The organism is Caenispirillum salinarum AK4 (assembly GCF_000315795.1).
Lineage (GTDB): Bacteria > Pseudomonadota > Alphaproteobacteria > Rhodospirillales > Rhodospirillaceae > Caenispirillum > Caenispirillum salinarum.
Map to the genome: position 1 here is coordinate 263,135 of NZ_ANHY01000002.1, position 25,692 is coordinate 288,826.

At 68.5% G+C, this 25,692-nt stretch carries 30 protein-coding genes; 16 read left to right on the forward strand and 14 right to left on the reverse strand.

Annotated elements, in window-relative coordinates:
* The first annotated feature begins 14 nt into the window (after nt 1-14).
* From C882_RS01290 to C882_RS01310, 5 genes are all read left to right on the forward strand, one after another.
* Nucleotides 15-884: an RNA methyltransferase gene (locus C882_RS01290; RefSeq protein WP_009538716.1), complete on the forward strand. Its 870-nt coding sequence runs from the start codon at nt 15-17 to the stop codon at nt 882-884.
* A 2-nt stretch (nt 885-886) separates the two neighbouring features.
* Nucleotides 887-1,549: a 5,6-dimethylbenzimidazole synthase gene (bluB, locus tag C882_RS01295; RefSeq protein ID WP_009538717.1), complete on the forward strand. Its 663-nt coding sequence runs from the start codon at nt 887-889 to the stop codon at nt 1,547-1,549.
* Between the two features lie 215 nt (nt 1,550-1,764).
* Entirely contained in the window at nt 1,765-2,379 is a 615-nt protein-coding gene (gene rpsD, locus C882_RS01300) for a 30S ribosomal protein S4 (protein ID WP_009538718.1), read from the forward strand.
* A gap of 143 nt (nt 2,380-2,522) precedes the next feature.
* Nucleotides 2,523-2,768 (forward strand): hypothetical protein, encoded by a 246-nt coding sequence (locus tag C882_RS01305; protein ID WP_009538719.1) that lies wholly within the window; start codon nt 2,523-2,525, stop codon nt 2,766-2,768.
* Nucleotides 2,747-3,187, forward strand: a complete 441-nt coding sequence (locus C882_RS01310) for a putative toxin-antitoxin system toxin component, PIN family (RefSeq protein WP_201448315.1) — start codon at nt 2,747-2,749, stop codon at nt 3,185-3,187. Before C882_RS01305 ends, C882_RS01310 begins: the two co-directional genes overlap by 22 nt.
* Here the strand turns inward: C882_RS01310 and C882_RS01315 are convergent.
* A complete protein-coding gene (locus C882_RS01315) occupies nt 3,184-4,011 on the reverse strand; it encodes an aldo/keto reductase (protein WP_009538721.1) in 828 nt (275 codons plus the stop codon). The two genes, C882_RS01310 and C882_RS01315, sit on opposite strands and share 4 nt — an antisense overlap.
* 175 nt (nt 4,012-4,186) lie before the next feature.
* On the opposite strand from C882_RS01315, the gene C882_RS01320 reads away from it, so the two are divergent.
* Nucleotides 4,187-4,543, forward strand: coding sequence for an antibiotic biosynthesis monooxygenase family protein (locus C882_RS01320; RefSeq protein WP_009538722.1), 357 nt, complete (start codon nt 4,187-4,189; stop codon nt 4,541-4,543).
* A 66-nt stretch (nt 4,544-4,609) separates the two neighbouring features.
* On the opposite strand, the gene grxD is transcribed toward C882_RS01320, so the two are convergent.
* The 6 genes from grxD to purB all read right to left on the reverse strand — a co-directional run bounded on the left by grxD (nt 4,610) and on the right by purB (nt 9,964).
* Entirely contained in the window at nt 4,610-4,945 is a 336-nt protein-coding gene (gene grxD, locus C882_RS01325; RefSeq protein ID WP_009538723.1) for a Grx4 family monothiol glutaredoxin, read from the reverse strand.
* Between the two features lie 179 nt (nt 4,946-5,124).
* Nucleotides 5,125-6,084, reverse strand: a complete 960-nt coding sequence (gene rarD / locus C882_RS01330; RefSeq protein ID WP_009538724.1) for an EamA family transporter RarD — start codon at nt 6,082-6,084, stop codon at nt 5,125-5,127.
* Between the two features lie 64 nt (nt 6,085-6,148).
* A complete protein-coding gene (locus C882_RS01335) occupies nt 6,149-6,826 on the reverse strand; it encodes an HAD-IA family hydrolase (RefSeq protein ID WP_009538725.1) in 678 nt (225 codons plus the stop codon).
* Nucleotides 6,823-7,461: a bifunctional 4-hydroxy-2-oxoglutarate aldolase/2-dehydro-3-deoxy-phosphogluconate aldolase gene (eda, locus tag C882_RS01340; protein WP_009538726.1), complete on the reverse strand. Its 639-nt coding sequence runs from the start codon at nt 7,459-7,461 to the stop codon at nt 6,823-6,825. The genes C882_RS01335 and eda overlap by 4 nt, the downstream gene beginning before the upstream one ends.
* 40 nt (nt 7,462-7,501) lie before the next feature.
* A complete protein-coding gene (locus C882_RS01345) occupies nt 7,502-8,521 on the reverse strand; it encodes a hypothetical protein (RefSeq protein WP_009538727.1) in 1,020 nt (339 codons plus the stop codon).
* A 141-nt stretch (nt 8,522-8,662) separates the two neighbouring features.
* Entirely contained in the window at nt 8,663-9,964 is a 1,302-nt protein-coding gene (gene purB, locus C882_RS01350) for an adenylosuccinate lyase (RefSeq protein WP_009538728.1), read from the reverse strand.
* Nucleotides 9,965-10,112: 148 nt separating this feature from the next.
* Between purB and C882_RS01355 the strand changes: the two genes are divergently transcribed.
* Complete coding sequence (locus C882_RS01355; protein WP_043642804.1) at nt 10,113-10,511, forward strand: pilus assembly protein N-terminal domain-containing protein; 399 nt, start codon at nt 10,113-10,115, stop codon at nt 10,509-10,511.
* Nucleotides 10,512-10,535: 24 nt separating this feature from the next.
* Here C882_RS01355 and C882_RS01360 read toward each other — a convergent pair whose 3' ends face one another.
* The 5 genes from C882_RS01360 to C882_RS01380 form a co-directional block, all read right to left on the reverse strand.
* The gene (locus C882_RS01360) at nt 10,536-10,991 is read right to left on the reverse strand and encodes a MarR family winged helix-turn-helix transcriptional regulator (protein WP_009538730.1); all 456 of its coding nucleotides are present in this window, start codon (nt 10,989-10,991) and stop codon (nt 10,536-10,538) included.
* A gap of 184 nt (nt 10,992-11,175) precedes the next feature.
* Nucleotides 11,176-11,955, reverse strand: a complete 780-nt coding sequence (gene radC / locus C882_RS01365; RefSeq protein ID WP_009538731.1) for a RadC family protein — start codon at nt 11,953-11,955, stop codon at nt 11,176-11,178.
* A 24-nt stretch (nt 11,956-11,979) separates the two neighbouring features.
* Entirely contained in the window at nt 11,980-12,789 is an 810-nt protein-coding gene (gene map / locus C882_RS01370; protein ID WP_009538732.1) for a type I methionyl aminopeptidase, read from the reverse strand.
* A gap of 50 nt (nt 12,790-12,839) precedes the next feature.
* Entirely contained in the window at nt 12,840-13,577 is a 738-nt protein-coding gene (gene sfsA / locus C882_RS01375; protein ID WP_009538733.1) for a DNA/RNA nuclease SfsA, read from the reverse strand.
* A 9-nt stretch (nt 13,578-13,586) separates the two neighbouring features.
* On the reverse strand, nt 13,587-14,495 hold the full coding sequence (locus C882_RS01380; protein WP_009538734.1) for a methyltransferase domain-containing protein: 909 nt from the start codon (nt 14,493-14,495) through the stop codon (nt 13,587-13,589).
* 81 nt (nt 14,496-14,576) lie between these two features.
* On the opposite strand from C882_RS01380, the gene C882_RS01385 reads away from it, so the two are divergent.
* Genes C882_RS01385 through C882_RS01395 form a run of 3 tightly spaced genes read left to right on the forward strand, consistent with a single transcriptional unit; the run spans nt 14,577 to nt 16,491 of the window.
* Nucleotides 14,577-15,356 carry a ComF family protein gene (locus C882_RS01385; protein ID WP_043642807.1) on the forward strand — a complete coding sequence of 260 codons (780 nt, stop codon included), beginning with the start codon at nt 14,577-14,579 and terminating at the stop codon, nt 15,354-15,356.
* A 48-nt stretch (nt 15,357-15,404) separates the two neighbouring features.
* Nucleotides 15,405-15,662, forward strand: coding sequence for a glutaredoxin 3 (grxC, locus tag C882_RS01390; protein WP_009538736.1), 258 nt, complete (start codon nt 15,405-15,407; stop codon nt 15,660-15,662).
* A gap of 10 nt (nt 15,663-15,672) precedes the next feature.
* Nucleotides 15,673-16,491: a carbon-nitrogen hydrolase family protein gene (locus tag C882_RS01395; protein ID WP_009538737.1), complete on the forward strand. Its 819-nt coding sequence runs from the start codon at nt 15,673-15,675 to the stop codon at nt 16,489-16,491.
* Nucleotides 16,492-16,511: 20 nt separating this feature from the next.
* Here C882_RS01395 and C882_RS01400 read toward each other — a convergent pair whose 3' ends face one another.
* Nucleotides 16,512-17,066 carry a class I SAM-dependent methyltransferase gene (locus C882_RS01400; RefSeq protein WP_009538738.1) on the reverse strand — a complete coding sequence of 185 codons (555 nt, stop codon included), beginning with the start codon at nt 17,064-17,066 and terminating at the stop codon, nt 16,512-16,514.
* 95 nt (nt 17,067-17,161) lie between these two features.
* On the opposite strand from C882_RS01400, the gene C882_RS01405 reads away from it, so the two are divergent.
* Nucleotides 17,162-17,677 (forward strand): DUF1178 family protein, encoded by a 516-nt coding sequence (locus C882_RS01405; protein WP_009538739.1) that lies wholly within the window; start codon nt 17,162-17,164, stop codon nt 17,675-17,677.
* A 42-nt stretch (nt 17,678-17,719) separates the two neighbouring features.
* Nucleotides 17,720-19,174, forward strand: coding sequence for a TrkH family potassium uptake protein (locus tag C882_RS01410; RefSeq protein ID WP_009538740.1), 1,455 nt, complete (start codon nt 17,720-17,722; stop codon nt 19,172-19,174).
* 29 nt (nt 19,175-19,203) lie between these two features.
* On the opposite strand, the gene ubiG is transcribed toward C882_RS01410, so the two are convergent.
* Nucleotides 19,204-19,959, reverse strand: a complete 756-nt coding sequence (gene ubiG, locus C882_RS01415; RefSeq protein ID WP_009538741.1) for a bifunctional 2-polyprenyl-6-hydroxyphenol methylase/3-demethylubiquinol 3-O-methyltransferase UbiG — start codon at nt 19,957-19,959, stop codon at nt 19,204-19,206.
* 227 nt (nt 19,960-20,186) lie between these two features.
* Here ubiG and C882_RS01420 point away from each other — a divergent pair, with 227 nt between their 5' ends.
* The 4 genes from C882_RS01420 to C882_RS01435 form a co-directional block, all read left to right on the forward strand.
* Nucleotides 20,187-21,407, forward strand: a complete 1,221-nt coding sequence (locus tag C882_RS01420; RefSeq protein WP_009538742.1) for an aspartate kinase — start codon at nt 20,187-20,189, stop codon at nt 21,405-21,407.
* 34 nt (nt 21,408-21,441) lie between these two features.
* Complete coding sequence (locus tag C882_RS01425; protein ID WP_009538743.1) at nt 21,442-22,464, forward strand: NAD(P)H-dependent flavin oxidoreductase; 1,023 nt, start codon at nt 21,442-21,444, stop codon at nt 22,462-22,464.
* Between the two features lie 53 nt (nt 22,465-22,517).
* Nucleotides 22,518-24,839: a phosphoenolpyruvate--protein phosphotransferase gene (ptsP, locus tag C882_RS01430; RefSeq protein ID WP_009538744.1), complete on the forward strand. Its 2,322-nt coding sequence runs from the start codon at nt 22,518-22,520 to the stop codon at nt 24,837-24,839.
* Between the two features lie 152 nt (nt 24,840-24,991).
* Nucleotides 24,992-25,692 (forward strand): helix-turn-helix domain-containing protein (locus C882_RS01435; protein ID WP_236262415.1); only part of this gene is annotated, 701 nt, incomplete at its 3' end.

Consider the following 25,692-nt stretch of genomic DNA (forward strand, 5'->3'; position numbering starts at 1 on the left):
TCGAAAACGGAACAATGGCTGGCACCGACAAGACCCGGGCACGCGAGCTGGCGGAAGACCCGCTCGCGCCCGTCATCATTCTCGACCGCCCCCAACTGGGGGAGAACGTGGGCACCGCCGCCCGCGCCATGCTCAACTGCGGCCTGACGCAGATGCGCCTCGTGCAACCGCGCGAGGACCATCTGTCGGAAAAGGCGATCAGCGCCAGTTCGGGCGCGGTGGAGGTGCTGCAGCAGGCGCGTGTCTTCGACAGCCTGGAAGAGGCGGTCGGGGACCTGAAGCGCGTCTATGCGACGACCGCGCGGCGGCGCGGCATGATCAAGCCGCTGATGACGCCCAAGCGGGCGGCGATCGACATGCACGCGCAAGGGCAGGCGGGCAACGCCACGGGCATCCTGTTCGGCAAGGAGCGCACGGGCCTTGAGAACGACGCGCTGGCGCTGTCCGACGTGATCGTCGAGGCGCCGCTCAACCCGGCCTACTGCTCGTTGAACCTGGCTATGGCGGTGCTGCTGATCGGCTATGAATGGTATCAGGTGAAGGTCGATCCGCCGGCGGAGCAACTGATCACCAACCAGACCCAGCTGGCGGGCAAGGAGATGGTTCTGCGCTTCTTCGGGCATCTGGAGGCGGAACTGGACGCCAGCGGCTTCCTGCGGGTGGCCGACAAGCGGCCCAGCATGGTGCGCAACATCCGCAACCTGTTCCTGCGCGCCAACCTGACGGAGACGGAAATCCGCACCCTGCACGGCATCGTCAAGGAACTGCGCTGGGGCCGCCGGCCCGACCGTCCGCCCTACCAGGGAAACCAGCAGCCGGCGGAGGTGGGCGAGGAGGCCCTGTCCGGCGGGGCAGGGCAGGGGACCGACGACAAGGGGGAGTGACCATGGCCGAGGCGCCGCCGTCCAATGCCGCGCCGGTGTTCAACGAACATTTCCGCCGCCGCTTCGAAGACCTCGTCGCGTGGCGTCGGGACATCCGGCATTTCAAGCCGGACCCGGTGGACCCGGCGCTGGTGGACGACCTGATCCGGCTGGCCTGTCTCGCGCCCTCGGTGGGCAACAGCCAGCCGTGGCGCTTCGTGATGGTCGACGACCCGGCGCTGCGCGTGCGCGTGCGGGCCAACTTCGCCACCGCCAATTCCGACGCCCTGCACGACTATGACGGCGAGCGCGCAAAGCTCTACGCCAGCCTGAAGCTGTCTGGCCTGGACAGGGCGCCGGTGCAGGTGGCGCTGTTCTGCGACGGCGCGGGGGCGCTGGGGCACGGCCTGGGGTCGCGCACCATGCCGCAGACCCTGGAGCATTCGGTGGCGGGGGCGGCGGTCATACTCGGGCTCGCGGCGCGGGCCAAGGGGGTCGGCGTGGGCTACGTGTCGATCCTCGACCCCGAGCGTCTGAAGGCGGACCTGGAGGTGCCGGAGGCGTGGCAGTTCGTCTCCTACATGTGCATCGGCTGGCCCGACATCGCCGACAGCCCCGAGCCCGAGCTTCAGCGCCGCGGCTGGCAGGACCGCAAGCCGCACGGAAGCTTCGTTTACCGGCGGTGAGGCGTGCGCCTCCGCGGCGCGTGAACCGGACGGCGCCCGCCCGGCGCCGCAGGGGTTGACGGGGCCGCAAATATACGCATACTGCGCGCTTCTTTCCGGGAATGTGGATGGCGCCCGCGTGCGCTCACCCCGCCCACCACGGCCTTCGGGCCGGCGGCCGGGACTACCGGAACAACAACGCTACGCAACCTTTTAAAACAAGGATCGAGCACGCTATGTCGAAGCGTATCGCCGCCAAGCACAAGATCGACCGCCGCCTTCAGGTCAACCTGTGGGGCCGCGCCAAGAGCCCGCTGAACAAGCGCGAGTCGCGCCCCGGCCAGCACGGCCAGCGCCGCCACAAGCCGTCCGACTTCGGCATCCAGTTGATGGCGAAGCAGAAGCTGAAGGGCTACTACGGCAACATCGGCGAGAAGCAGTTCCACAAGTACTACGTCGAGGCCACCCGCCGGAAGGGTGACACCGGCGAGAACCTGGTGGGCCTGCTGGAGCGCCGCCTGGACGCCGTCGTCTACCGCATGAAGTTCGTGGCGACCCCCTTCGCCGCGCGCCAGATCGTCAACCACGGCCACATCCTGGTGAACGGCAAGCGCGTCAACATTCCGTCCTACATGGTCAAGGAAGGCGACGTGGTCGAGGTGCGCGAGCGCTCCCGCCAGATCCCGCAGATCATGGAAGCCATCGAGTCCGGCGAGCGTGACGTGCCCGACTACATGGACGTCGACCCGAAGGCCATGAAGGGCACCTTCGTCCGCACGCCGAAGCTGGCCGACATTCCCTACCCGGTCCAGATGGAACCGAACCTGGTGGTCGAGTTCTACTCGCGCTAATCATCCCCGGCGCGAGCGGGAATTCCCGCCGACAAGAAACCGGCGGCGCCCTGTGGGTGCCGCCGGTTTTCTTTGTGCGGGTTGCGAAGGAGTGCGCGACGGGCGATATTGGTATGAGCAAATAGCTGACACTGGATCAGGCCATGCACGCAGACCTGAACGCCGACAACTGCCTGCCGCTGCCGGAAAGCCTGCTCAAGGCCGTTGGCGGCGCGCGCCGGTTCGACATCGTTGAGGACAACGGCCGCCTCGTGCTCATTCCGCTTAATGGAGCGCGCACCGGTGAAGACATGTCTCCGGCAGACCAGGTAAGGGCCGAGCTTGAAGAGCGCGGAATTACCGAAGCGGACCTGGAAGAGGCGGTTCGGTGGGCACGCCGGGGCCGCTGAGGCCCGTTCACGCCGTATTGGACACCAACGTTCTCATTTCATCGCTTGCCTTCAGTCGACAGGGCTTTGCTTGGCTACGGCGGGCATGGTTCAAGGGGCACGTTGTGCCTGTTGCAACGCCGGCAATGGTGGAGGAACTGGATAGGGTCCTTTCCTATCCCAAGCTCCGGCTGACGTCCGCCAAGAAGTTCTACCTGTTCCACGACTACGTGTCGTATGTCAGCCCGATCGAACTGCCGCCGGCAATGCCGCTCCCCGCCCAGTGCCGCGACGGCGACGATGACATTTTCCTCGCCGCCGCCCATGCCGCCAAGGCTGACGCCCTGGTGACAGGGGACCGGGATCTCCTCGTGCTCGCTGCCGAGTTCCCGGTGCCCATCCTCACGCCCGCCGAGTTCCGCGAGCGCTTCCGCCTTTAGGTATCCCACTCCGGCGCCAAGCCCTCGGGGCTGATCTGGCGGCCGTCGGGGCGGTGGAGGGCCTTGATCTCGGCCATCTCCTCCTCGGTCAGGTCGAAGTCGAAGACCTCCAGGTTGGTCTTGCAATGCTCCTCGCTCTTGGTGCGGGGGATGGCGATGACGCCGTCCTGCTGGATCAGCCAGCGCAGGGTCACCTGGGCCTCGTTCTTGCCGTACTTGTCGCCGATGCGCTTGAGCGTTTCGTCGCCCAGGATGTTGCCCTGGGCGACCGGGCTGTAGGCCGTCAGCGCCATGCCCTTGGCGCGCACCATGTCCAGCACCGGGTCCTGGTTCAGGTAGGGGTGATATTCCACCTGGTTCACGGCCAGCGGCTCCTCGGTCACGGCGAAAGCCTGCTTCATCAGGGCCACCGTGAAGTTGGACAGGCCGATGTGGCGCGCGCGGCCGTCACGCTTGACCGACGCCAGCGCCTTGAGCGTCTCTTCCAGCGGCACGTCGGGGTTGGGCCAGTGCAGCAGCAGCAGGTCGACGTAGTCGGTCTGGAGGCGCTTGAGGCTGTCGTCGACGCTCTTCTGCAGATCGCCGTCGCGGAACTTGTCCACCCAGACCTTGGTGGTCAGCCAGACATCCTCACGCGGGACGGGACTTTGCGCCATCGCCGCGCCGACGGCATCCTCGTTGTCGTAGACCTGGGCGGTGTCCACGTGGCGGTAGCCGACCTCCAGCGCCGCCGTCACCATGCGCTGGCAGTCGTCGGGCGAAAGCGTGAAAGTGCCGAAGCCGAGCGCGGGAATTTGCGCGTCCTTGGCGGGAACGGTCCACATGGATGCTGTCCTTACGGTTTTGGATGATGAAGACGGCGCGGCCCGGCGCGGGTGCGCCGTGCGGTATCTGCTTCGGCAACGCGGGCAATCGCCCTGCGGTTGCGGTGCGCAATGGCCCTGCCGCCCGCCGCGGCCGGCCGGTTATTCTGACCGCTCAACAGGGGAGGGAGCCGTCATGGACGACCGCACGCCGGGTTGCTACGCCGTCATCTTCACCTCGCGCCGCACAGAAGCGCCGGACGACGGTTACGAGACCATGGCCGACCGCATGGTGGCGCTTGCGCGTGCCCAGCCCGGTTTCCTGGGCGTGGAGTCGGCACGCGGGCCGGACGGCTTCGGCATCACCGTCAGCTATTGGGAGAGCGAGGAGGCCATCCGCGCCTGGAAGCACCACGCCGAGCATGTCGTGGCGCGCGAGGGCGGGCGCGCCGGCTGGTATTCCGCCTACATCACCCGCGTCGCCCGTCTGGAACGCGCCTACGCCATGGGCGATCCGGCCAAGGCACCGGAGACGGCGACGGAAGACACCTGACGCGCATACGAAAAAGGCCGGCCTCCGCAGAGACCGGCCCTTTCGGGATCAGCGTGTCGCGCCGCCTTACGCGGCGGTCATGACGCCCTTGTCCTTGAGCATCTGCTGCAGTTCGCCGTTGGCGGCCATCTCGCGCACGATGTCGCAGCCGCCCACGAACTCGCCCTTCACGTAGAGCTGGGGGATGGTCGGCCAGTTGGAGAAGTCCTTGATGCCCTGGCGCATGTCGTCGCTGGCAAGCACGTTGACGTCCTTGAACGGAACGCCGAAGTGGTTCAGCACCTGCACGACGGCGGCGGAAAAGCCGCACTGCGGGAACTGGCTGGTGCCCTTCATGAACACCACGACGTCGTTGGTGTCGATGTCGTTCTGGATCTGCTGGAAGGCCGGATTGTCAGTCATTCTTCGCTCAACTCCTGTGGCGTCTGGGCGTCCGTGACGGCGGGTCGGGGGAGACCTGGCGGGCGGGCTGCGGGCAACCGCGCCTGTTCCGCCGGCGTCACTGTCCTTCGCGGCTGTTCCGCCATATGGACCCATCGCAAGCGCAAGTCAACCGCAAGCGATGGAGGGTTTGTCCGGCGTCAAGCGGCATCGCCGGTCCGCGCGCGGCGTCGGCGGCACAGTCGGCCGGGACCGATGCTGTAGACCGCGATGCCCGTCCAGATAAGTCCGAACGCCACCGCGTGGGGCGTGGTGAGGGTCTCGCCGAACATCAGGGTCGCCAGCAGGAACTGGATGGTCGGGTTCATGTACTGCATGAGGCCGAGCGTCGCCAGCCGCATCCGCCGGGCGGCGAAGGCAAACAGGAACAGCGGCACTGCGGTCAGCGGGCCCGCCAGCACCAGCAAGGTGGTCACCCAGGCCCCCTCGGGCGCGCCGATGAAGTGGCCGGTGCCGGTCCATTCCAGCCAGGCCAGGAAGACAAGCACCAGCGGGCTCAGCAGGATGGTTTCCAGGAACAGCCCGACCAGGCTTTCCGCCGGCGCGGTCTTGCGCAACAGGCCGTACATGGCAAACGAGCACGCCAGCGTCAGCGTCACCCACGGCAGCCGGCCCAGGCCGATGACCAGCGCCGCCACGCCCGCGATCACCAGCCCCAGCGCCACCATCTGGCGCGGCGAGAAGCGCTCCTTCAGGAACACCGCCCCCAGCATGACGGTCACAAGCGGGAAGATGTAGTAGCCCAGGCTCGCCTCCAGGGCCCGTCCGCTGGTGACGGCGTGGACGAAGGTGATCCAGTTGACGGTGATGGCGGTGGCCGAGGCGACGAAGATCAGCGCCTTCTTGCGGTCGCGCAGAATGGCGATGGTTTCCGTCCAGCCGCCCCGGATGGTGATGACCAGTGCCAGCACCACCAGCGCCCACAGGATGCGATGCGCCACCACCTCCAGCGGCGGGACCATGGCGATCTCGCGGAAGAACAGGGGCGAGATGCCCCAGATGCCGTAGGCGCCCACGGCGGCGGCGAAGCCGGCGCGCACGGTGGGATCGGCGACGGCGGCGCCGGCGGAGGTCTGGCTGGGCGTCGGGGACTGGGTCATGGCGGCACAGTGACCGCGGACCGCGATAGTGTCCAGTGCCGCTGAGCCGCCCGGACAGGGGCCGCTACGGCGTCCGTCGTGCGATCCGAATCGTGCCGTCCTCCAGCGCCGAAACCGCCAGGGCGCCAAGGTCGGGCACGATCCGGTCCGCCTCGCCCAGTTCCGCGGCGGCATGGGTGGTGGTGACGGCGATGACGCGGGCGCCGGCGGCCTTGCCGGCGGTGATGCCGGGCGGGGCGTCCTCGATCACCACCGCGCGGGCGGCGTTCACGCCCAGACGCTCAGCCGCCAGGCGATAGGGCGCGGGGGAGGGCTTGCCGTCCGACACGTCGTCGGCGGTCACCGTCACCCTCGGTAGCTCCAGGCCGAAGTGCGCCAGCCGCGCCTTCAACAGCGCGCGATGGCCCGAAGTCACGATGGCGAAGCGCTCCGGCGCCAGCGTCCTCAGCAGGTCGACGGCGCCGGTGTACTCCCGCGCCCACTCGATCTCCTCGGGAAGGATCGGGCGGTCGCGGTAGTAGGTGGCGTCGCTGGTGACTCGGTCCGGCGCAAGGGCGCGGATGGTGTCGACCTCGCGCCGGCCGTGGACGTCCGCCAGCACCTGCTCGGCGGGCAGGCCGGCGTTCTCGGCGAAGCGGCGCCAGAACAGGTCCACCGAGGCCGACGTGTCGAACAGCACGCCGTCGAAGTCCAGCAGCAGGGCCTCGGCCATGAGCGGCGGGAAGGCGGCCTCTGCGGTCATCCCAGGTGCTCCGCCAGGCCGGCGGCGGAGCGGGCGAGGTCCTCGATGCCCTGCCAGTCGCCTGCGCTGACCTTTTCCTTGGGCGCCAGCCAGGTGCCGCCGATGGCGACCACGTTGGGCAGGCGCAGGTAGTCGGCGGCGGTATTGGATCGGATGCCGCCGGTCGGGCAGAAGCGGGCCTCGGGGAAGGGACCGCCGAAGGCCGCCACCGTGGCGGGCCCGCCGATGGCGGCGGCGGGGAAGGCCTTGAAGACGGTCAGGCCGGCCTCCAGGCCGCGCATCACTTCGCTGGCGGTGGCGACGCCGGGCAGGAACGGCATGCCGCTCGCGCGGGCGGCCCCGAGCAAGGCGTCGGTGGCGCCGGGGCTGACGGCGAAGCGGGCGCCGGCCTCCTGTGCGGTGTCGAGGTCGGCGGGCTTCATGATCGTGCCGACGCCCACCAGCGCCTCGGGCACGTCGGCGGTGATGCGGCGGATGCTGTCGAGGGCGGCGGAGGTGCGCAGCGTCACCTCCAGCGCCGGCAGCCCGCCCGCGACCAGGGCACGGGCGAGCGGCACGGCGTCGTCGGCGTTCTCGATGACCAGCACCGGCACCACCGGGGCTCGCTTGAGGATGTCGAGCATGGCATCGGGCATGGCGGCCTCCGTCGGCATGGAAATGGGCTTGGGCCCGCCGTCAACGCGCGGTGGGCGCGCTGGTTGCGGCGGCGGTTTCAGGCGCGGGGTCGGGTATCTTCACGCGGCTGAGGAACAGGCGGGCGAGCGTCTCGTCGGACATGCGGTGGATGATGCGGGCCAGCACCGCGATCACCACCAGCGTCAGCACCAGCCGCCCGATGATCACGCCCGACCAGTGGCCGCCCAGGGCCATGATGATCAGGCTGTCCTCGATCAGGCTGTGGCACAGCGCCATGAACGAGATGGACAGCAGCACGTCGCGCCGGCTCAGGCCGCCGCGCTCCACCTCGCGGATGATCAGTCCGCCGCCGTAGGAAATGCCCAGCAGCACGCCGATCACGGTCAGCGGCACGGCCTTCTCGCCGATGCCCATGACGCGCAGCAGCGGTGACAGCAGCCGGGTGAGCAGCCGGTTCGCACCCACGGCGTCCAGCAGCGCCATGCCGGCCATGATCGCCAGGATGATGAGGTAGATCCAGCCCAGGCCGACGGCGGAGTCGGCGGCCCAGCCCATCCAGCCGGCGTCGGGGTCGGCCTCGGGCAGCCAGGATATGGTCACCGGCTCCTGCAGCACGCCGAGGCCGCTGTAGACGGCGTTGAGCACGATGCCGAACAGCAGACCGGCGCCCAGGCGCAGGAGCGTCTGGAAGATGATGCCCGCCCCGGCGCGCTGGCACACCCGGCCCTCCACGGGCAGGGAATGGGCGACCAGGATCATGGTGCCGAGAACCGTCATCTGCGCGACGGTCAGGGACACGTCGGGCAGCACCGTCGGCAGCACGGCGGCGGCGCCGTAGATGGTCGTCAGGCAGGCGGCGGCCCACACCACGCCCACTTCCGCCGGCAGTCCCGCCAGGTCCATCACCGGCGCGAAGGCCGCGGCGATGTAGGGGATGGCGCCCATCTCGGCGGCCACCTTCACCGCGATCATGATGGGCACCATCATGCGCAGCAGCACCCACCACACGCGCAAGGAGTCGCGGATCAGGCGCTGGACGGCGGTGAGGAAGGCGGACATTCAGGCGCTCCGGCGTGGTGAAGGCGGCGCGCAGTGTGGGCGGACGGCGGGGGTGAGAGAAGAGCCATTATTCGTGAAAGAAACGAGGGGGACCAACGTGGTCCCCCTCGCGCTCCCCCGCGATGAGTGGGGCATCAGCCCTTATTCGCTGCGGCCGAAGACGCGCTTGAAGATCGTGTCGACGTGCTTGGTGTGGTAGCCCAGGTCGAACAGTTCGTCGACCTCCTCGGCGCTCATCTTGGCAGAGACCTCGGGGTCGGTCTTCAGCAGGTCCTGAAGGTTGCCCTCGCCGTTCCACACCTTCATGGCGTTGCGCTGGACGAGGCTGTAGCTGTCCTCGCGCGAGACGCCCTTCTGGGTCAGCGCCAGCAGGACGCGCTGGCTGAACACGAGGCCGCCCATCTGGTTGAGGTTGCGGTCGATGGCATCCTCGTAGACCACCAGGTTGGCGACCACGTTGGTCAGGCGGGCCAGCGCGAAGTCCAGCGTGACGGTGGCGTCGGGGCCGATGTAGCGCTCGACGGAGGAGTGGCTGATGTCGCGCTCGTGCCAGAGCGCCACGTTCTCCATGGCCGGCAGGGCGTAGGAGCGCACCATGCGGGCGAGGCCCGTCAGGTTCTCGGTCAGCACCGGGTTGCGCTTGTGCGGCATGGCGGAGGAGCCCTTCTGGCCCTTGGAGAAGAACTCCTCGGCCTCGCGGACTTCCGTGCGCTGCAGGTGGCGGACCTCGGTCGCCAGGCGCTCGATGGACGAGGCGATGACGCCCAGAACGCTGAAGAACATGGCGTGGCGGTCACGCGGAATGACCTGGGTGGAGATGGGCTCGGGCTTCAGGCCCAGCTTTTCCGCCACGTGCTCTTCCACGAAGGGATCGACGTTGGCGAACGTGCCGACGGCGCCCGAGATGGCGCAGGTGGCGATGTCCTCGCGCGCGGCCAGCAGGCGGTCGCGGTTGCGCTGGAACTCGGCGTGGAAGCTGGCGAACTTCAGGCCCATGGTGACCGGCTCGGCGTGGATGCCGTGGCTGCGGCCCATGCACACCGTCATCTTGTGCTCGAACGCACGCTTTTCCAGGGCGGCCAGCAGCTCGTCCAGGTCCTGCAGAAGAAGGTCGGCGGCCTGGACCAGCTGGACGTTCAGGCAGGTGTCCAGCACGTCGGAACTGGTCATGCCCTGGTGGACGAAGCGGGCTTCGTCGCCCACATATTCCGCCAGGTTGGTCAGGAAGGCGATGACGTCGTGCTTGACCTCGGCCTCGATGGCGTCGATGCGGGCGACCTCGAACTGTCCGCGCTCCCACACGGCCTTGGCGGCGGCTTCCGGAATGACGCCCAGCTTGGCCTGGGCATCGCAGGCGTGGGCCTCGATCTCGAACCAGATGCGGAACTTGTTCTCGGGTTCCCAGATGGCGGCCATCTTGGGGCGCGTGTAGCGGGGAATCATGTCGACGGATCTCGCTTTTCGCCAGAGGACTCGGGATGGGCGCGGTTATAGGAGATTTCGGCGCCCACCTCCAGACCGTAGCGCGTTGCAACGGCCGGAGCGCTGGAGTAGCGTTGCCGTTCAGTGGTTTCGAAGGGGAAGGGTGACCATGCGCCTATCGTTGCGATCCGCGCTTGTCGCGACCGTGCTGCTGGCGGCGGCGCCCCTGTCGGCGGCGGCGAACGGGGTCGAGCAGCCCGAACGCGGCGACCCCTTCACTACGCCGGTCGTTCCCATTCCCGATCCCGCACCGGGTGCGGAGGGCGATGCCCAGGCGGCCGAGCGCCTGCCGGTGATGGAGATGACGGTGGGCGACATGGAAGTGATCCGCCTGCCGCAGCCGGCGGGCACGATCATCTCGCTGGTGCCGGGCGTGGTGACCGTGGGCACGCAGGAGCCGGGGATGCTGTTCATCTTTGCCGAACAGCCGGGCGAGACGAAGGTGGTCGTCGCCGATGAAGGCTACAACGAGATGTTCGCCTCCACCATCAAGGTGGCGCCGCAGTAGCCCGGTCTGTAGGGCAAGGCCGCGTCAGCGGCCGTAACGGATATAGTCCGTCCAGGTGCGTTCCAGCTTCTGAAGCACTTCGTCGGCCTTGCGCAGTTCGGCCTCGGTGGCGCCGGCATCGGTGTTCAGGGATTCGGCTAGGCGGTTCTGCAGGTCGCGGATGGCGTGGCACAACTCCATGCCCTTTTCCGTCAGCCGCAGCTGCGTGGCGCGGCGGTCGTGCTCCGCGCGCTCCTGATGAATGTAGCCGAATTCCGTCAACTTCTTGATGTTGTAGCTGACGTTGGAGCCGTGATAGTAGCCCCGGTCCTTCAGGTCGCGGATCACCACGTCCTGGTCGCCGATGTTGGACAGCAGCAGGGCTTGAACGGCGTTGATGTCGTTGACGTTCATCCGGCGCAACTCGGCCCGCAGCACATCCAGGAAGTGCCGGTGCAGGCGCTCCAGCATATGAACGATGGTGTTATAGGCGTCCAGCATGGGGTAGTCCTTTTGTCCGTTCGGCGAGCCGTTAAGCCGAACGGCATAAGCATTTACTACCCATTCATGAATGTTTGGTCAATTGCCGTGCACCATTTTTGTGGATTTTGCACGCGGACGCCGGCCCGGCCCGCCGACATCCGAAAACATGAACCCGCCGCCGGTCCGGCCGAGTCGGCGGTTGTCAGATGAAGCCCTGCGCCTTGAGGGATGTATAGCTGCCGCGCCCGACAATGACGTGGTCGTGCAGCGTCACCCCCAGGGGGCCGGCGGCATCGCGGATGGTGCGGGTCATCTGGATGTCGGCCTGGCTGGGCGTCGGGTCGCCGCTGGGGTGGTTGTGCACCAGGATCAGGGCGCTGGCCTGAACCTCCAGCGCCCGTTTCAGCACCTCGCGCGGGTAGACCGGGGTGTGGTCCACCGTGCCCTTCTGCTGCAGTTCATCGGCGATCAGCCGGTTGCGGCGGTCCAGGAACAGGATGCGGAACTGCTCGGTGTCGCGGTAGGCCATGGAGGCCGTGCAGTAGTCGATCAGTGCTTCCCACGAGGAAATGACCGGGCGGTCCATCACCTGGTCGCGCAGCATGCGCACGGCGACCGCCTCGGCCGATTTAAGGGCGGTGGCGGCGGCCAGCTTGATGCCGTCGACCTGCATCAGGTCCTCCGGCCTGGCGGTCACCACGTTGCCGACTGTCTTGAAGCGCCGCAGCAGTTCCTTGGCGATGGGTTTGACGTCGCGCCGGGGAATGGCGGCGAACAGCATCAGCTCCAGCAACTCGTAGTCCGCCACGCTTTCGGCCCCGCCCTTGAGAAAGCGGTCGCGCAGGCGCTCGCGGTGGCCGTGCTTGTGGTCGTCCTTGGCGGGAGGCGATGCGGGTTCTTCGGCCAAACCGCCGGACACGGAAGAGACGCGGCCGAACATGTCTGCCACGGCATCATCCCGTTCGTCCCCGGCGTCCCCCATGATCCCCCTCCGGGTTCCGCCGCCTCAGGCGCCGTCGTAGGGCGGGCAGTGCCAGCCCTTGGGCGAGAGGGTGAAGATCTCGCAGCCGTCGGCGGTGACGCCGATCGTGTGCTCGAACTGGGCGGAGAGGGAGCGGTCGCGCGTCACCGCCGTCCAGCCGTCCGGCAGGATCTTGGTGGCGGCCTTACCGGCATTGATCATGGGCTCGATGGTGAAGAACATCCCTTCCTCGATCACCTCGCCCTCGCCGGGGCTGCCGAAGTGCATGACGTTCGGCTTGGTGTGGAAGACGCGCCCGACGCCGTGGCCGCAGAAATCGCGCACGACGGAGAAACCCTGCGCCTCCGCGTATTCCTGGATGGCCCAGCCGATGTCGCCCAGCGTCGCGCCGGGGCGCACCACCTCGATCCCGCGCATCAGGCAGTCGTAGGTGACCTCGACCAGCTTTTTCGCCTTCACGCTGGGTTTGCCGACGTAGAAGGTGCGGCTGGTGTCGCCGTACCAGCCGTCGACGATGGGGGTCACGTCGATGTTGATGATGTCGCCGTCCTTGAGCTTCTTGTCGCCCGGGATGCCGTGGCAGACGACGTGGTTCACCGACGTGCAGATGTGCTTGGGGAACCCGCGATAGCCCATGGGGCCGTGGGTGACGCCCAGTTCCTCGCCCAGCCTGGCCAGCCGGTCGTCCAGTTCGCCGGTGGTCACGCCCGGTTTCACGAAGGGCGTGATGGTGTCCAGCATTTCGGCGGCCACGCGGCCGGCCTTGCGCATGGCCTCGAAGTCCTCGGGGCCGTGCTGCGGGGCGGTGTCGATGCGGCGGGCGGTCTGGGTCATGGGTCGATCGGGGTCCGTTCGGGATCGTCTGGTTTGCGGGCGGCGTCGGGTCAGGCGGAAACGGGCTCGGGCGCGGCGGCCGGGGCCAGTTTGAGCGGCAGCGGCTGCGCCACCGTGATGGCCTCGGGCGTCACCGTGCAGGCATAGCACAGCGCCTCCACCCCTTGCGACATGGCAAGGGCCAGCGCCTTTTCATAGGCCGGGTCGATGTCGGCGGCAACGCGGAAGGCGTGGCAGTCCTCGCGCTGGACCAGGTAGACCATGACCGCGCGATGGCCCTCGGCCACCATGTCGGTCATCTCCACCAGGTGCTTGGCACCACGCGCCGTGACGGCATCGGGGAATTCGGCATGGCCGTCGCGGGCCAGCGTGACGTTCTTGACCTCCACGTAGCACTTCTCGCCGGTGTCGGACTTTTCCAGCAGCACGTCGATGCGGCTGTTCCTGCCGTACTTCACCTCGCGCCGCACCGTGTCGTAGCCGCACAATTCGGGGATCGCGCCGGCGGCGCAGGCGTCGGCGACCAGGGCGTTGGGCCAGCTGGTGTTGATGCCGACCAGCCCGCCGCCGTCCACCTGCACGATCTCCCAGGTGTACTTCAGCTTGCGGTTGGGGTTGTCGGCCGGCGACAGCCACACCGCGCTGCCAGGCTCGGCGCAGCCCTTCATGCTGCCCGAGTTGGCGGTGTGCGCGGTGACGACGGTGCCGTCCTCCAGCGTGACGTCGGCGAGGAACCGCTTGTAGCGCTTGATCAGCGTCCCGCGGATGAGAGGCGTTGTAAATTGCATTCCCAAACCCTAGTCGCGCCCGGGCTTGACGCCAAGGCCGATTTCTTCCGAATTCAGCGCATCGGCCAGCCGCGCGCTGGCGCTGCCGGGGCGCAGCGGCTTCTGCTGGCTTTCGTGCGGCGCCCAGGCGTGCATCCAGATGATGTGGAAGGTCGCCGGCACACGCCCGTCGTCGCCGCCGAACTCGTCCATATACATCTGCATGGCGCGCATGAGCGTGGCGCGGCGCATGAAGCCCTTCCGGCGCTCGGCGATGGCGTTGGATTCGCCCATGCCGCGCAGGTCCGACAGCAGCTTGAGCGGGTTCTCGTAGCGCACCGTGATGATCTCGCTGTCCACCACGGGCAGGGCGAAGCCGGCGCGCTGGAGCAGGCTGCCCAGGTCTGGTCCGTCGGCGAAGGGGCTGACGCGGGGGCTCAAGCCTCCCTCGACCTCCACTTCCGCCTGGGTCAGGCAGTGGCGCAGCTCGTGCAGGGTTTCCCCACCCAGGACGCCGGCCAGGAACAGGCCGTCGGGCTTCAGCGCATGGCGGATCTGCAAGAGCGCGCCCGGCAGGTCGTTGACCCAGTGCAGGCTGAGGTTCGACAGAACGGCATCCAGAGAGCCCTGGGCGAAGGGCAGGAATTCCTCGTCCATCGTGACGGCAAGGCCGCCGGCGCGCCCGGCCATGGCGGGCGAGAGGTCCGCCTGCACCAGCGTCTCGATCCCCGTCTTGGGCGAGAGCGCGGCTGCCAGTTCCCCGCCGTGGCAGCCCAGGTCCAGCGCCACGGGAAAGGTGCGCGTCATGTCGTCCAGCCGGTCGGCCAGGCGGTGGGCGCTTTCGCGGAACAGGAAATCGAACGCATCCAGCCCGGCCGCCGCGCGGTCGCGGTGGCGGCGGACGGTCGCCCTGTCGAAGACTGTCATCTGGTCGGACATGCGCCGTTAGATGGCATCGCGCGGGGGCGCTGGCAAGTGCGAAGGGCGGCGGTGCGCGAATCGTGCTATGCGGAAGGAACCATGACCCAGACGCTCCGCCCCTTGCACACGGCCTCCCGCGCCGTCCTCGATGCCCTGCTGCCGCCCCGCTGCCTCGCGTGCGGGACGCTGGTGGCCGAGCCGGGGGCGCTGTGCGCGGAGTGCTTCGCCGGGGTTGAATTCCTGGTGGACCCGGTGTGCAACTCCTGCGGCGACCCGTTTGAGCTGCCCATGGAGCCGGGCGCCCTGTGCGCCGCCTGCATCGACGATCCGCCGCCGTGGCGCCGGGCGCGGGCTGTGTTCACCTACGAGGGCGTGGCGCGCGACCTGATCCTGCGGTTCAAGCACGCCGACCGAACCGACTCCGCGCCGGCCTTCGCCCGCTGGATGCTGCGCGCCGCCCGTCCGCTGGTGGAGGGGGCCGATCTCATCGCGCCCGTGCCCCTGCATCGCGGCCGGCTGATGAAGCGCCGCTACAACCAGGCGGCCCTTCTGGCCCGGCAACTGGATCGTCTGGGGCAGGGGCAGTCGGGGCGGTTCGCGCCGAACCTGCTGTTGCGTGCCCGCAAAACGCCGCCGCAGGAGGGCATGGGCCGCGCCGCGCGCCGCCGCAATGTCCGCAGCGCCTTCGCGCTGTCCGATCCCGACGCGGTGCGCGGTCGGGTGGTGCTGCTGGTCGATGACGTGATGACCACCGGCGCCACGGTCGGCGAGTGCGCGCGCGCCCTGCGGCAGGCCGGTGCGGCGGCGGTGGACGTGGTGACGGTGGCTCGCGTGGTGCTCACGCCCGAGTGGCAACCGGACACGGACCCCCTAACTTAAACGTAACGCAGGGCAGAGACCCTCAAGCCGAACCAACAAGGAGGCCCCATGGCCAAGGTTGAAGTCTATTCCTCCGCCTTCTGCCCCTTCTGCGTCCGCGCCAAGAAGCTGCTGACCAGCAAGGGCGTCGACTTCGAGGAAATCGACGTCATGCAGCAGCCCGAGCGCCGCAAGGAGATGGAAAGGCGCGCCCACGGCGGCCGCACCGTGCCGCAGATCTTCATCGACAACGAGCATGTCGGCGGCTGCGACGAGCTGATGGCGCTGGAGCGCAAGGGCGCGCTCGACGTCATGCTGGGCGCCTGAGGGGGTGGCAATGCCGTCCTTCAAGGTCGCCTGCCTGCAGGTCAACGCCGGTCCCGACATAGCGCCCAACCTGGAGACTGCCTGCCTGATGGCGCGCGAGGCGCGGACGAACGGCGCCGACATGGTGCTGATGCCGGAAAACGTCACCATGATGGAGTGGGGGCGGTCGAACACGCTCGCCAAGGCCCTGCCCGAGGCCGAGCACCCCGCCGTGCCCGCCTTCGCCGAGCTTGCCCGGGACACGGGGCTGTGGCTGCACGCAGGGACGATCGCGGTGAAGCTGGCGGACGGAAGGGTGGCGAACCGCACGCTGATGTTCGATCCCTCGGGCGCCATCGTCGGGCGCTACGACAAGATCCACATGTTCGACGTGGACCTCGGCAACGGCGAGGCCTACCGCGAATCCAGCACCTTCCGCCCCGGCGATCAAGCGATGGTGGTGAAGACACCCTGGGGCGGACTGGGCCTGACCATCTGCTACGACCTGCGCTTTCCCCACCTGTACCGCACGCTGGCGAAGGCGGGGGCGGACTTCCTGACCGTGCCCTCCGCCTTCACCCGCCCGACCGGCGCGGCGCACTGGCACGTGCTGCTGCGAGCGCGGGCGATCGAGACGGGATGCTGGGTTTTCTCCCCCGCGCAGACCGGCGAACACAAGGGCCGCGAAACCTACGGTCACGCGCTGATCGTCGCCCCCTGGGGCGAGGTGGTGGCCGACGCGGGGGAAGAGGTGGGGATCGTTTACGCCGACGTGGATACCGCCGCGGTGGAGAAAGCGCGGGGCAAGGTGCCGTCGCTGACGCACGACCGGCCGTTCAGTTTGGTGTGAGCGACGGGGCGGGGCCCTGCTTACAGGTCCAGCCGCCGCGGCGCTGCGTCCTTGCTCAGCACGATCCGCTGCACCACGCCGGTGCCGCAGGTTTCCACCTCGCCCTGCTCGAAGGCCACCACCGACAGGTTCGGGAAGGCGCCCAGCAGTTCCCCCGGTTTCAGCAGGTGATCCGGATTGCGGGGCCGGCCGAACTTTTCGTTGCCCTGCATGAAGGTCTCGTAGATCAGCAAGCCTCCTTTGGCCATGCTTTTTTCCAGCACCGGGAACAGCGGCCGGTAGAGGTAGCGCGAGACCAGCACCACGTCGAAGCGCCGGCCGGGCAGGGGCCAGGGAGAGCCGTCCTCCAGGTCCGCCTCGATGATCTCGGCCCCCGCCGCGTCGGACACGGCGGCGATGTCGCGGTCGATGCCGGTGACATGGTAGCCGGCCGCCTGCATCCACCGCAGGTTCCGGCCCCAGCCGCAGGCGACGTCCAGCACCGTGGCGCCGGTCGGAGCCAGAGGCAGCCAGCGGGTCAGCCAGGGCGAGGCGGGCGTCGCGGCGGCGGGTTTCAGGCGCGTCTCCCCGTGCATGAGCGTTGCATGCCTCCTATGTCTTGCGGGTGCGCAAGCTTGTCACGGCGAGGCCCCTGGGGTAAAGCAGACGCACGCTTTTCGGGAACATGATCATGATCCGCTACGAGCTTCTCTGCGCCAACGACCACCGTTTCGAGTCCTGGTTCCGCGACAGCGCCGCCTACGACAAGATGGCGGCCGCCGGCGCGGTGGAATGCCCGACCTGCGGCGACCGTTCCGTCCGCAAGGCCCTCATGGCGCCCCGTCTGGCGCGCCGCAAGGGGCAGGAGGGGCCGGCCCGTCCGCCGCGGGATGAGCAGGCGGCGCAGGCGCCGGCAGCCGCCAACGTGCCGGCGCCGCAGCAGGCGGCGCAGTTTCCCGCCGGCAACTCCGAGAAGGTGGCCGAGTTCCACCGCCGCATGAGCGACGTGCTGCGCCAGGTGCAGGAGGCGGTGGAAAAGCACTGCGATTACGTGGGCGACAGCTTCGCGGAAGAGGCCCGCAAGATCCACTACGGCGAGGCCGAGGCCCGCGGCATCTATGGCGAGACCACCCCGGAAGAGGCCGAGGAACTGAAGGAGGAAGGCGTTTCCTTCGCGTCCATCCCGTGGCGCCGGCCGGTGTCCTGACCGGCTTCGCCGGCGCCGTCTCACCTTCAAAGGACGATCCCCGTGCAGACATTGACGCTGCAGCCCGTGCTCTATGTGCTGGGGCTGCTGGTTTCGGTGCTCGGCGCCGCGATGGTGGTGCCGGGCGTGGCGGACCTGGCGGCCGGCGATGTCGACTGGATCGGCTTTTTCGTCGGCGCCGGCGTCACCACGCTGGTCGGCGGCTTGCTTGTGCTGACCAACCGCACCCGCGATCTGTCGCTGACCCTGCGGCAGGCGTTCCTGCTGACGGCCCTTGGGTGGATCGGCACGGCGGCCTTCTCGGCGGTCCCGTTCTTCTTCTCCCGGCTGGACCTGAGCTACACCGACGCCTTCTTCGAGGCGATCTCCGGCCTCACCACCACCGGTTCCACCATCCTGACGGGGCTGGACACCGCGCCGCCGGGAATCCTGGTCTGGCGGAGCGTTCTGCAGTGGCTGGGCGGCATCGGCATCATCGTCATGGCGATCGTGCTGCTGCCGTTCCTGCGGGTCGGCGGCATGCAGTTGTTCCGCATGGAAAGCAGCGACCGCTCGGAAAAGGCGGTGGCGAAGGTGGGGCACCTGGGCCTGCTGATCGTCGTCACGTACATCTCGATGACCGTGGCGTGCGGCGTGCTTTATGCCCTGGCCGGAATGACGCCGTTCGAGGCGATCAACCACGCCATGACCACGGTTTCGACCGGCGGCTATTCCACCTCCGACGCTTCGATGGGGCACTGGCAGTCGCCGGCGATCCACTGGATCGGCACGGTGTTCATGGTGGCGGGCGCGGTGCCGTTCGTGCTGTACCTGAAGATGGCCCGCAACGGTGTCCGGCCGCTGTTCACCGACGCCCAGGTTGGCGCGTTCCTGGCGTTTCTGGCGCTGGTGTCGGTGTTCCTGGCGGGGTGGCTGGTGATCGTGGACAAGGTCCCGGCCTTCGAGGCCCTCACCCTGGCCGCCTTCAACGTCACCAGCGTCGTGACCACAACCGGCTACGCCACGGCCGACTACACGCTGTGGGGCGCCTTCGCGGTGGCGGCCTTTTTCGCGCTGACCTTCGTGGGCGGCTGCACGGGATCGACGGCCGGCGGCATCAAGATCTTCCGTTTCCAGGTGTCGTGGCGGCTGTTCTCGGTCCATCTGCGGCGGCTGCAATCGCCGCACGCCGTGGTGCCGCGCGTCTACAACGACGCCCCCATCACCGACGAGGTGGCGGTGTCGGTGCTGTTGTTCTTCTTCGTCTATGTGGGAACGGTCGGCAGCATTGCCCTGCTGCTGGGCCTGCTGGGGCTGGACTGGGTGACGGCCATTTCCGGCGCCGCCACGGCGGTGTCCAACGTCGGCCCGGGGCTGGGGGCCATCATCGGCCCGGCGGGCAACTTCGCGACGCTGCCCGACGCGGCGAAGTGGCTGCTGTCGGCCGGAATGCTGCTGGGGCGGCTGGAATTCTTCACCGTGCTGGTGCTGCTGTCGCCCCGCTTCTGGAAAGGGTGAGGGCGGCGGGCCGCCCCGCCCCGCCATCCTCAGTCCGGCTTGGTGGCGAAAATCATGTAGTTGACGTCCAGGTCGCCCGTCACCTCCCAGGTGTCCGTCAGCGGCAGGAAGGTCATGCCGCGGAGGGCCTCGGTCACCAGGCCGCCCTCGCGCAGGCCGGCCGCGAACTCCGACGGCTTGACGAACTTGCGCCAGTCGTGGGTGCCGGCGGGAACCCAGCGCAGCACGTATTCCGCGCCGAACTTCGCCAGTGCCAGGCTTTTCAGGGTGCGGTTCAGCGTCGCCCCCACCAGCGCCCCGCCCGGCTTGACCAGGTCGCCGCAGGTGCGCAGGAACAGCGGCACGTCGGCCACGTGCTCCACGACCTCCATGGTCAGGACCACGTCGAAGCGCTCGCCCTGCGCCAGCACGTCCTCGGCCAGCTGGCAGCGGTAGTCGATGGCAAGGTCGGAGCGCTCGGCATGGAGTCGCGCCACGCCGACGTTCTTTTCCACCGCGTCCAGGCCGGTGACGGAAAAGCCCAGCCGGGCCATGGGCTCCGACAGCAACCCGCCGCCGCAGCCGATGTCCAGCAGCGTCAGCCCCTCGAACGGGCGCGGCCTGCCCAGGTCGCGCCCGAAGTGGGCGCCCAGGCTGTCGCGGATGAAGGCGACGCGCGCCGGGTTGAACTTGTGCAGGGGCTTGAACTTGCCGACGGGGTCCCACCAGGCATCCGCCATGGCCTCGAACTTCGCCATTTCCTCGGCGGAGGCCGTGGAGGTCTGCGGGGCTGCGGTGGCGGACATGGAGGGCACTCCCGGTAAATGGACAGGTGCGGTTGGGCGGTGATCGGAAGACGGGTCATGCGCCCCTCACAGGGGCTTCCCTTGCCTCCCATCCCCGGACAGAGTATGTATACGCGCCCGTGCGGCGGGGCAACCGGCGAGCGCCGGCGGCCGGTATCGAAACCGGGTCGCCGCGGCCGGAGCGCTTCCGGCGTGGACTAGAGACAGAAAGAAGGGTGCTTTCCCCAATGGCGCGCATCGTTATGAAATTCGGCGGCACCTCGGTGGGTGACATCGAGCGCATCAAGAACGTGGCGCAGCTTGTCAAGAAAGAGGTCGACGCCGGCAACGAGGTGGCCGTGGTGGTCTCCGCCATGTCGGGCGAGACCAACAAACTGGTCGGCTACTGCCGCGAGATCGCGCCCATGCACGACTCGCGCGAGTACGATACGGTGGTTGCGACCGGCGAGCAGGTGACCATCGGCCTCCTGTCGCTGGCCCTGCAGGAGCTGGGCTGCAACGCGCGCTCGTGGCTGGGCTGGCAGATCCCCATCCAGACCGACGACGCCCACTCCAAGGCCCGCATCAAGGAAATCGACACGCCGCTCATGCGCGAGCGCATGGCGCAGGGCCAGGTGCCCGTGATCGCCGGTTTCCAGGGTGTGGGGCCGGACAACCGCATCACCACGCTTGGCCGCGGCGGCTCCGACACCTCGGCGGTGGCCATGGCGGCGGCGCTGGATGCGGATCGCTGCGACATCTACACCGACGTGGACGGTGTCTACACCACCGACCCGCGCATCGTGCCCAAGGCACGCAAGCTGGAAAAGATTACCTACGAGGAAATGCTGGAGAGTGCGTCGCAGGGCACCAAGGTTCTCCAGACCCGCTCCGTCGAGATGGCGATGAAGCACCGGGTGCGCCTGCAGGTGCGCTCCACCTTCGCCCCCGACACCCCTGGTACATTGGTCTGCGACGAGGACGAGATCGTGGAAAAGGAACTTGTCAGCGGCATCGCGTATTCGCGCGACGAAGCCAAGATCACCCTGGTCGACGTGGCCGACATCCCCGGTGTCGCCGCCAAGATTTTCGGCCCGCTCACCGACGCCAACGTCAACGTGGACATGATCGTCCAGAACATCGCCGAGGGCCAGGCCACCGACCTGACCTTCACGGTGGCCAAGGGCGACCTGGACCGTTGCGTCGCCGTGCTGAAGGAAAAGAAGGAGGAACTGGGCTTCCAGGACCTTATCGCCGACGACAACGTGGTGAAGATTTCCGTCATCGGTGTGGGCATGCGCAGCCACGCCGGCGTCGCGCAGACCATGTTCACCGCGCTGGCCGACAAGGGCATCAACATCCAGGTGATCTCCACCTCCGAGATCAAGGTGTCGGTGCTGGTCGCCGAGGAGTACACCGAGCTGGCCCTGCGCGCCCTGCACACGGCCTACGGCCTGGACGCGGCGTAAAGCGGCGGCAGGCAATGACGGGAGAGCAGGGTCGATGACGACCGACGATGCGCGCACGCGCCTCGACCGCCTCTGGCAGCGCGGCCGGGAGTTTCTCGGCTGCGATGCCGCCATCCTGGGCGGCGCCATGTCGTGGGTGTCGGAGCGCCACCTGGTGGCGGCGATCTCCAACGCCGGCGGCTTCGGCGTCATCGCCTGCGGCTCCATGTCGCCGGACCTGCTGGATGCCGAGATCAAGGGGACGCAGGCGCTGACCGACCGCCCCTTCGGCGTCAACCTCATCACCATGCACCCGGAGCTTGACGCGCTGATCGACGTCTGCGCCGCCAACAGGGTGGGGCACGTCGTGCTGGCCGGCGGGCTGCCGTCGGCCAAGTCCATCAAGCGCGCCAAGGACGGCGGCGCCAAGGTCATCTGCTTCGCGCCGGCGCTGGTGCTGGCGAAAAAGCTGGTGCGCTCGGGCGCCGACGCCCTGGTGATCGAGGGCATGGAGGCCGGCGGCCATATCGGCCCCGTCTCCACCAGCGTGCTGGCGCAGGAAATCCTGCCCGTGGTCAAGGACGTGCCGGTGTTCGTCGCCGGCGGCATCGGCCGCGGCGAGGCCATCGTCAGCTACCTGGAGATGGGCGCGGCGGGCGTGCAGATCGGCACCCGCTTCGTCTGCGCCACCGAGTGCGTGGCCCACGAGAAGTTCAAGCAGGCCTTCATCAAGGCCAGCGCCCGCGATGCCGTGCCCACCGTGCAGCTTGACCCGCGCTTTCCGGTCATTCCGGTGCGCGCGCTGGTCAACAAGGGCACGGAACGGTTCATGGACACCCAGCGCCAGGTCATCGAGCGCTTCCGCGCCGGAGAACTGGACCAGAAGGCCGCCCAGCTGGAAATCGAGCATTTCTGGGCGGGTGCGCTGAAGCGCGCGGTCATGGACGGCGACGTGGAGAACGGCTCGCTGATGGCCGGCCAGTCCGTCGGCATGGTCACGCGCGAGCAGCCGACGGCCGAAATCATTGCTGAACTGGTCGAGCAGGCCACGGAAGCCTTGCGGGCGAAGGTCGCCTGACGCAGCCTTAGGGCTTGAGAATTCGACGCAACCAGGGGGGAGCGGGGCGGCACATGCACGTCCGTGACGGCTCCGGCCGCAAAGCCGATGCGATCGACACCACCAGCGCGCCGCGCCGGCTGCTGGGGCGTCTGCGCGACGTCATGGCCGGCCAGGGCGCGCCGCAGGAGCGCCTGGACAAGGTCGTCTCCCTGATCGCCGAAGGGTACGAGGCCGAGGTCTGCTCGTGCTACGTCATGCGCGCCGGCGAGGTGCTGGAGCTGTTCGCCACGCACGGCCTGCTGCAGTCCGCCGTGCACAACACCCGGCTGCGCGTCGGCGAGGGCCTGGTCGGCGAGATCGCGGCCCACGCCCGGCCGCTGGCGCTGGCCGATGCCTGGTCGCACCCCGCCTTCGCCTATCGCCCTGAAACGGGCGAGGAGCTGTACCACTCGCTGATGGGCGTGCCCATCCTGCGCGGCGGCCGCGTGGTCGGCGTGCTGGTGGTGCAGAACCGCGAGGAGCGCACCTACACGGAAGAAGCCGTCGAAATCCTCGAAACCGTCGCCATGGTGCTGGCGGAGCTTCTGACCGTGGCGCAGATGGTCAACCGGCAGGAACTGCTGCCGGTGGATGGCAACGCGCTCCTGCCCCTGCGCCTGGAAGGCCTGGCGCTCAACGGGCCGGTGGGCATCGGCAGCGCCGTTCTGCACCAGCCGCAGGTGCGCGTCGGCCGGCTGGTGGCCGAGGACCCGGAGCCCGAGCACGTCCGCCTGAAGGAGGCGCTCAACACCCTGCGCGCCGAGGTCGACGGCATGCTGGACGACGACACGGTCCAGCACGCCGGAGAAGCCTTCGGGGATTTCCGCGACGTGCTGGAAACCTACCGCATGTTCGCCGAGGACGCGGGCTGGATCGGCCGCATTACCGAGGCCATCAATTCCGGCCTGACCGCCGAGGCGGCGGTGCAAAAGGTCCACGACGACACGCGCGTGCGCATGTCGCACGTCAGCGATCCCTACATCCGCGACCGCCTCCACGACCTGGAAGACCTGGCCAACCGCCTGCTGGCGCATCTGGTGGGGTCGGAGCAACTGTCGTCGCGCGGGGCGCTGCCGGACGACGCCATCCTCATCTGCCGCAACCTGGGCCCGACGGAGCTTCTGGACTACGACCGCGACAAGCTGCGCGGGCTGGTCATGGAGGAAGGCTCGCGCACCATGCACGCGGTCATCATTGCCCGCGCGCTTGGCATTCCGGTGGTGGCGCGCGTCCCCAACGTGCTGACCAAGATCGAGCCCTACGACCCGATCATCATTGACGGTGATCATGGGCAGGTGTTCATCCGGCCCGGCGACGACGTGCGCGAGGCGTTCGAAAAGAGCCTCAAGGCCCGCCGCCGGAAGCTGGCGGAATACACCGCGCTGCGCGACGAACCCTCGGTCACGCGCGACGGCGTGAAGGTCGGCCTGATGCTCAACGCGGGGCTCCTCATGGACCTGCCGAACGTGGTGGAGACGGGGGCGGAGGGCATCGGCCTCTATCGCACCGAGGTTCCGTTCATGTCGCGCGGCAGCCTGCCCAACGTGGAGGACCAGGCGCAGCTCTACACCCGCATCCAGGACGCCTGCGGCGATCGCCCCGTGGTGTTCCGCACGCTGGACGTGGGCTCGGACAAGGTGCTGCCCTACTGGCACGGCCAGCCCGAGGACAATCCGGCGCTGGGGTGGCGCTCCATCCGCATATCCCTGGACCGCCCGGCCATCCTGCGGTCGCAGTTGCGTGCGCTGATCCGCGCGGCGGCCGGTCGCGAGCTGCGGGTGATGTTCCCCATGGTCAGCGAGGTTGCGGAACTGACCGCCGCCCGCGCTGTTCTCGACATGGAACTGGCGCGCGAGGAAAAGCTGCACGGGCCGGAGGCTCTGCCCAGCCACGTGAAGGTGGGCACCATGCTGGAGGTCCCGGCGCTGATCTGGCAGCTGCCGCAGCTGCTCAAGCGGGTCGACTTCGTATCGCTGGGCTCCAACGACCTGGTGCAGTTCCTCTACGCCACCGATCGCGGCAATCCCAAGGTGGCCGACCGCTACGACGTGCTGTCGCCGCCGGTGCTGTGCGCCGTCGACCAGATCGCGCGCCAGTGCCGCGCGGCCGGCGTGCCGCTGTCGATCTGCGGCGAAATGGCGGGCCGTCCGCTGGAGGCCATGGCGATGGTGGCGCTGGGGGTGCGCACTCTGTCGATGACCGCCGGCGGCATCGGCCCTGTCAAGATGATGCTGCGCAGCATGCATGTGGGACAGGTCGAGGATTACATTCGTGCCCTCATGGACCTGCCGGACCACAGCGTACGCGAAAAGCTGCGTTTCTTCGCCCAGGACCACGGAGTCGTATTGTCCTGAGGATAGTGCGGCTGTGTATTGCTAAGGGTCGCGGCGATTTGGTAGCTTGAAATCCACCCCTCCGGGCTTAATGCGTCTTTGCCGGCGGAGACATGCGGGCAAGTCGCGGGGGTCCGGGGCACGCTTCTCTTCTTCGGGACGATTGCGCCTTGGTGCACGCAGACAACATGCCTTCCGCCGAGCCGGCGCCGCGCGAGTCCGTCGGACAGCTGCTGCGCATGACCCGCGCCAGCCACGGCGTAGATCTTCCTCATGTCGCGGAGGTCCTGCGCATCCGCCTGGCCTTCCTGCAGGCCATCGAGGACGGCCGCAACCAGGACCTGCCGGGCCCCACCTACGCCGTCGGCTTCGTCCGCGCCTACGCAGACTACCTGGGCCTGGACGGCGAGGAGATCGTGCGCCGCTACAAGGCGGAGACGTCCATCGTTCCGCGCAAGGCCGACCTGGAGTTCCCGACGCCGGTGAACGAGGGCGGCATTCCCACCGGCGCCATGCTGCTCATCGCCGCGCTGCTGGGCGCGGGCATCTACGGCGGCTGGTACTGGATGTCCAGCGAGGACCGGACCGTCGCGGAACTGATCCAGGAAGTGCCGGAGCGTTTCAACGACCTGCTGGCCGCCGCGCCCGAGGCCGGCGAGGAAGGCGCGGCCGTGGTGGAGGCCCTGGCGCAGTCGGCCGACCGCATGCTGACCGGCGGCGACACGTCGGCCCAGGCCCCGGCCCCGGCGTCAGAGCCGGCCGCTGCGCCTGAGACGGCGCCGCCCGCAGCCGCTCCGGCAGCGGAGGCTCCCGCGCCCGCCGAAGCGCCTGCGGTGGCGGCCGTCGAGCCGGCGCCGGTGGTGGAGCCGCCGCC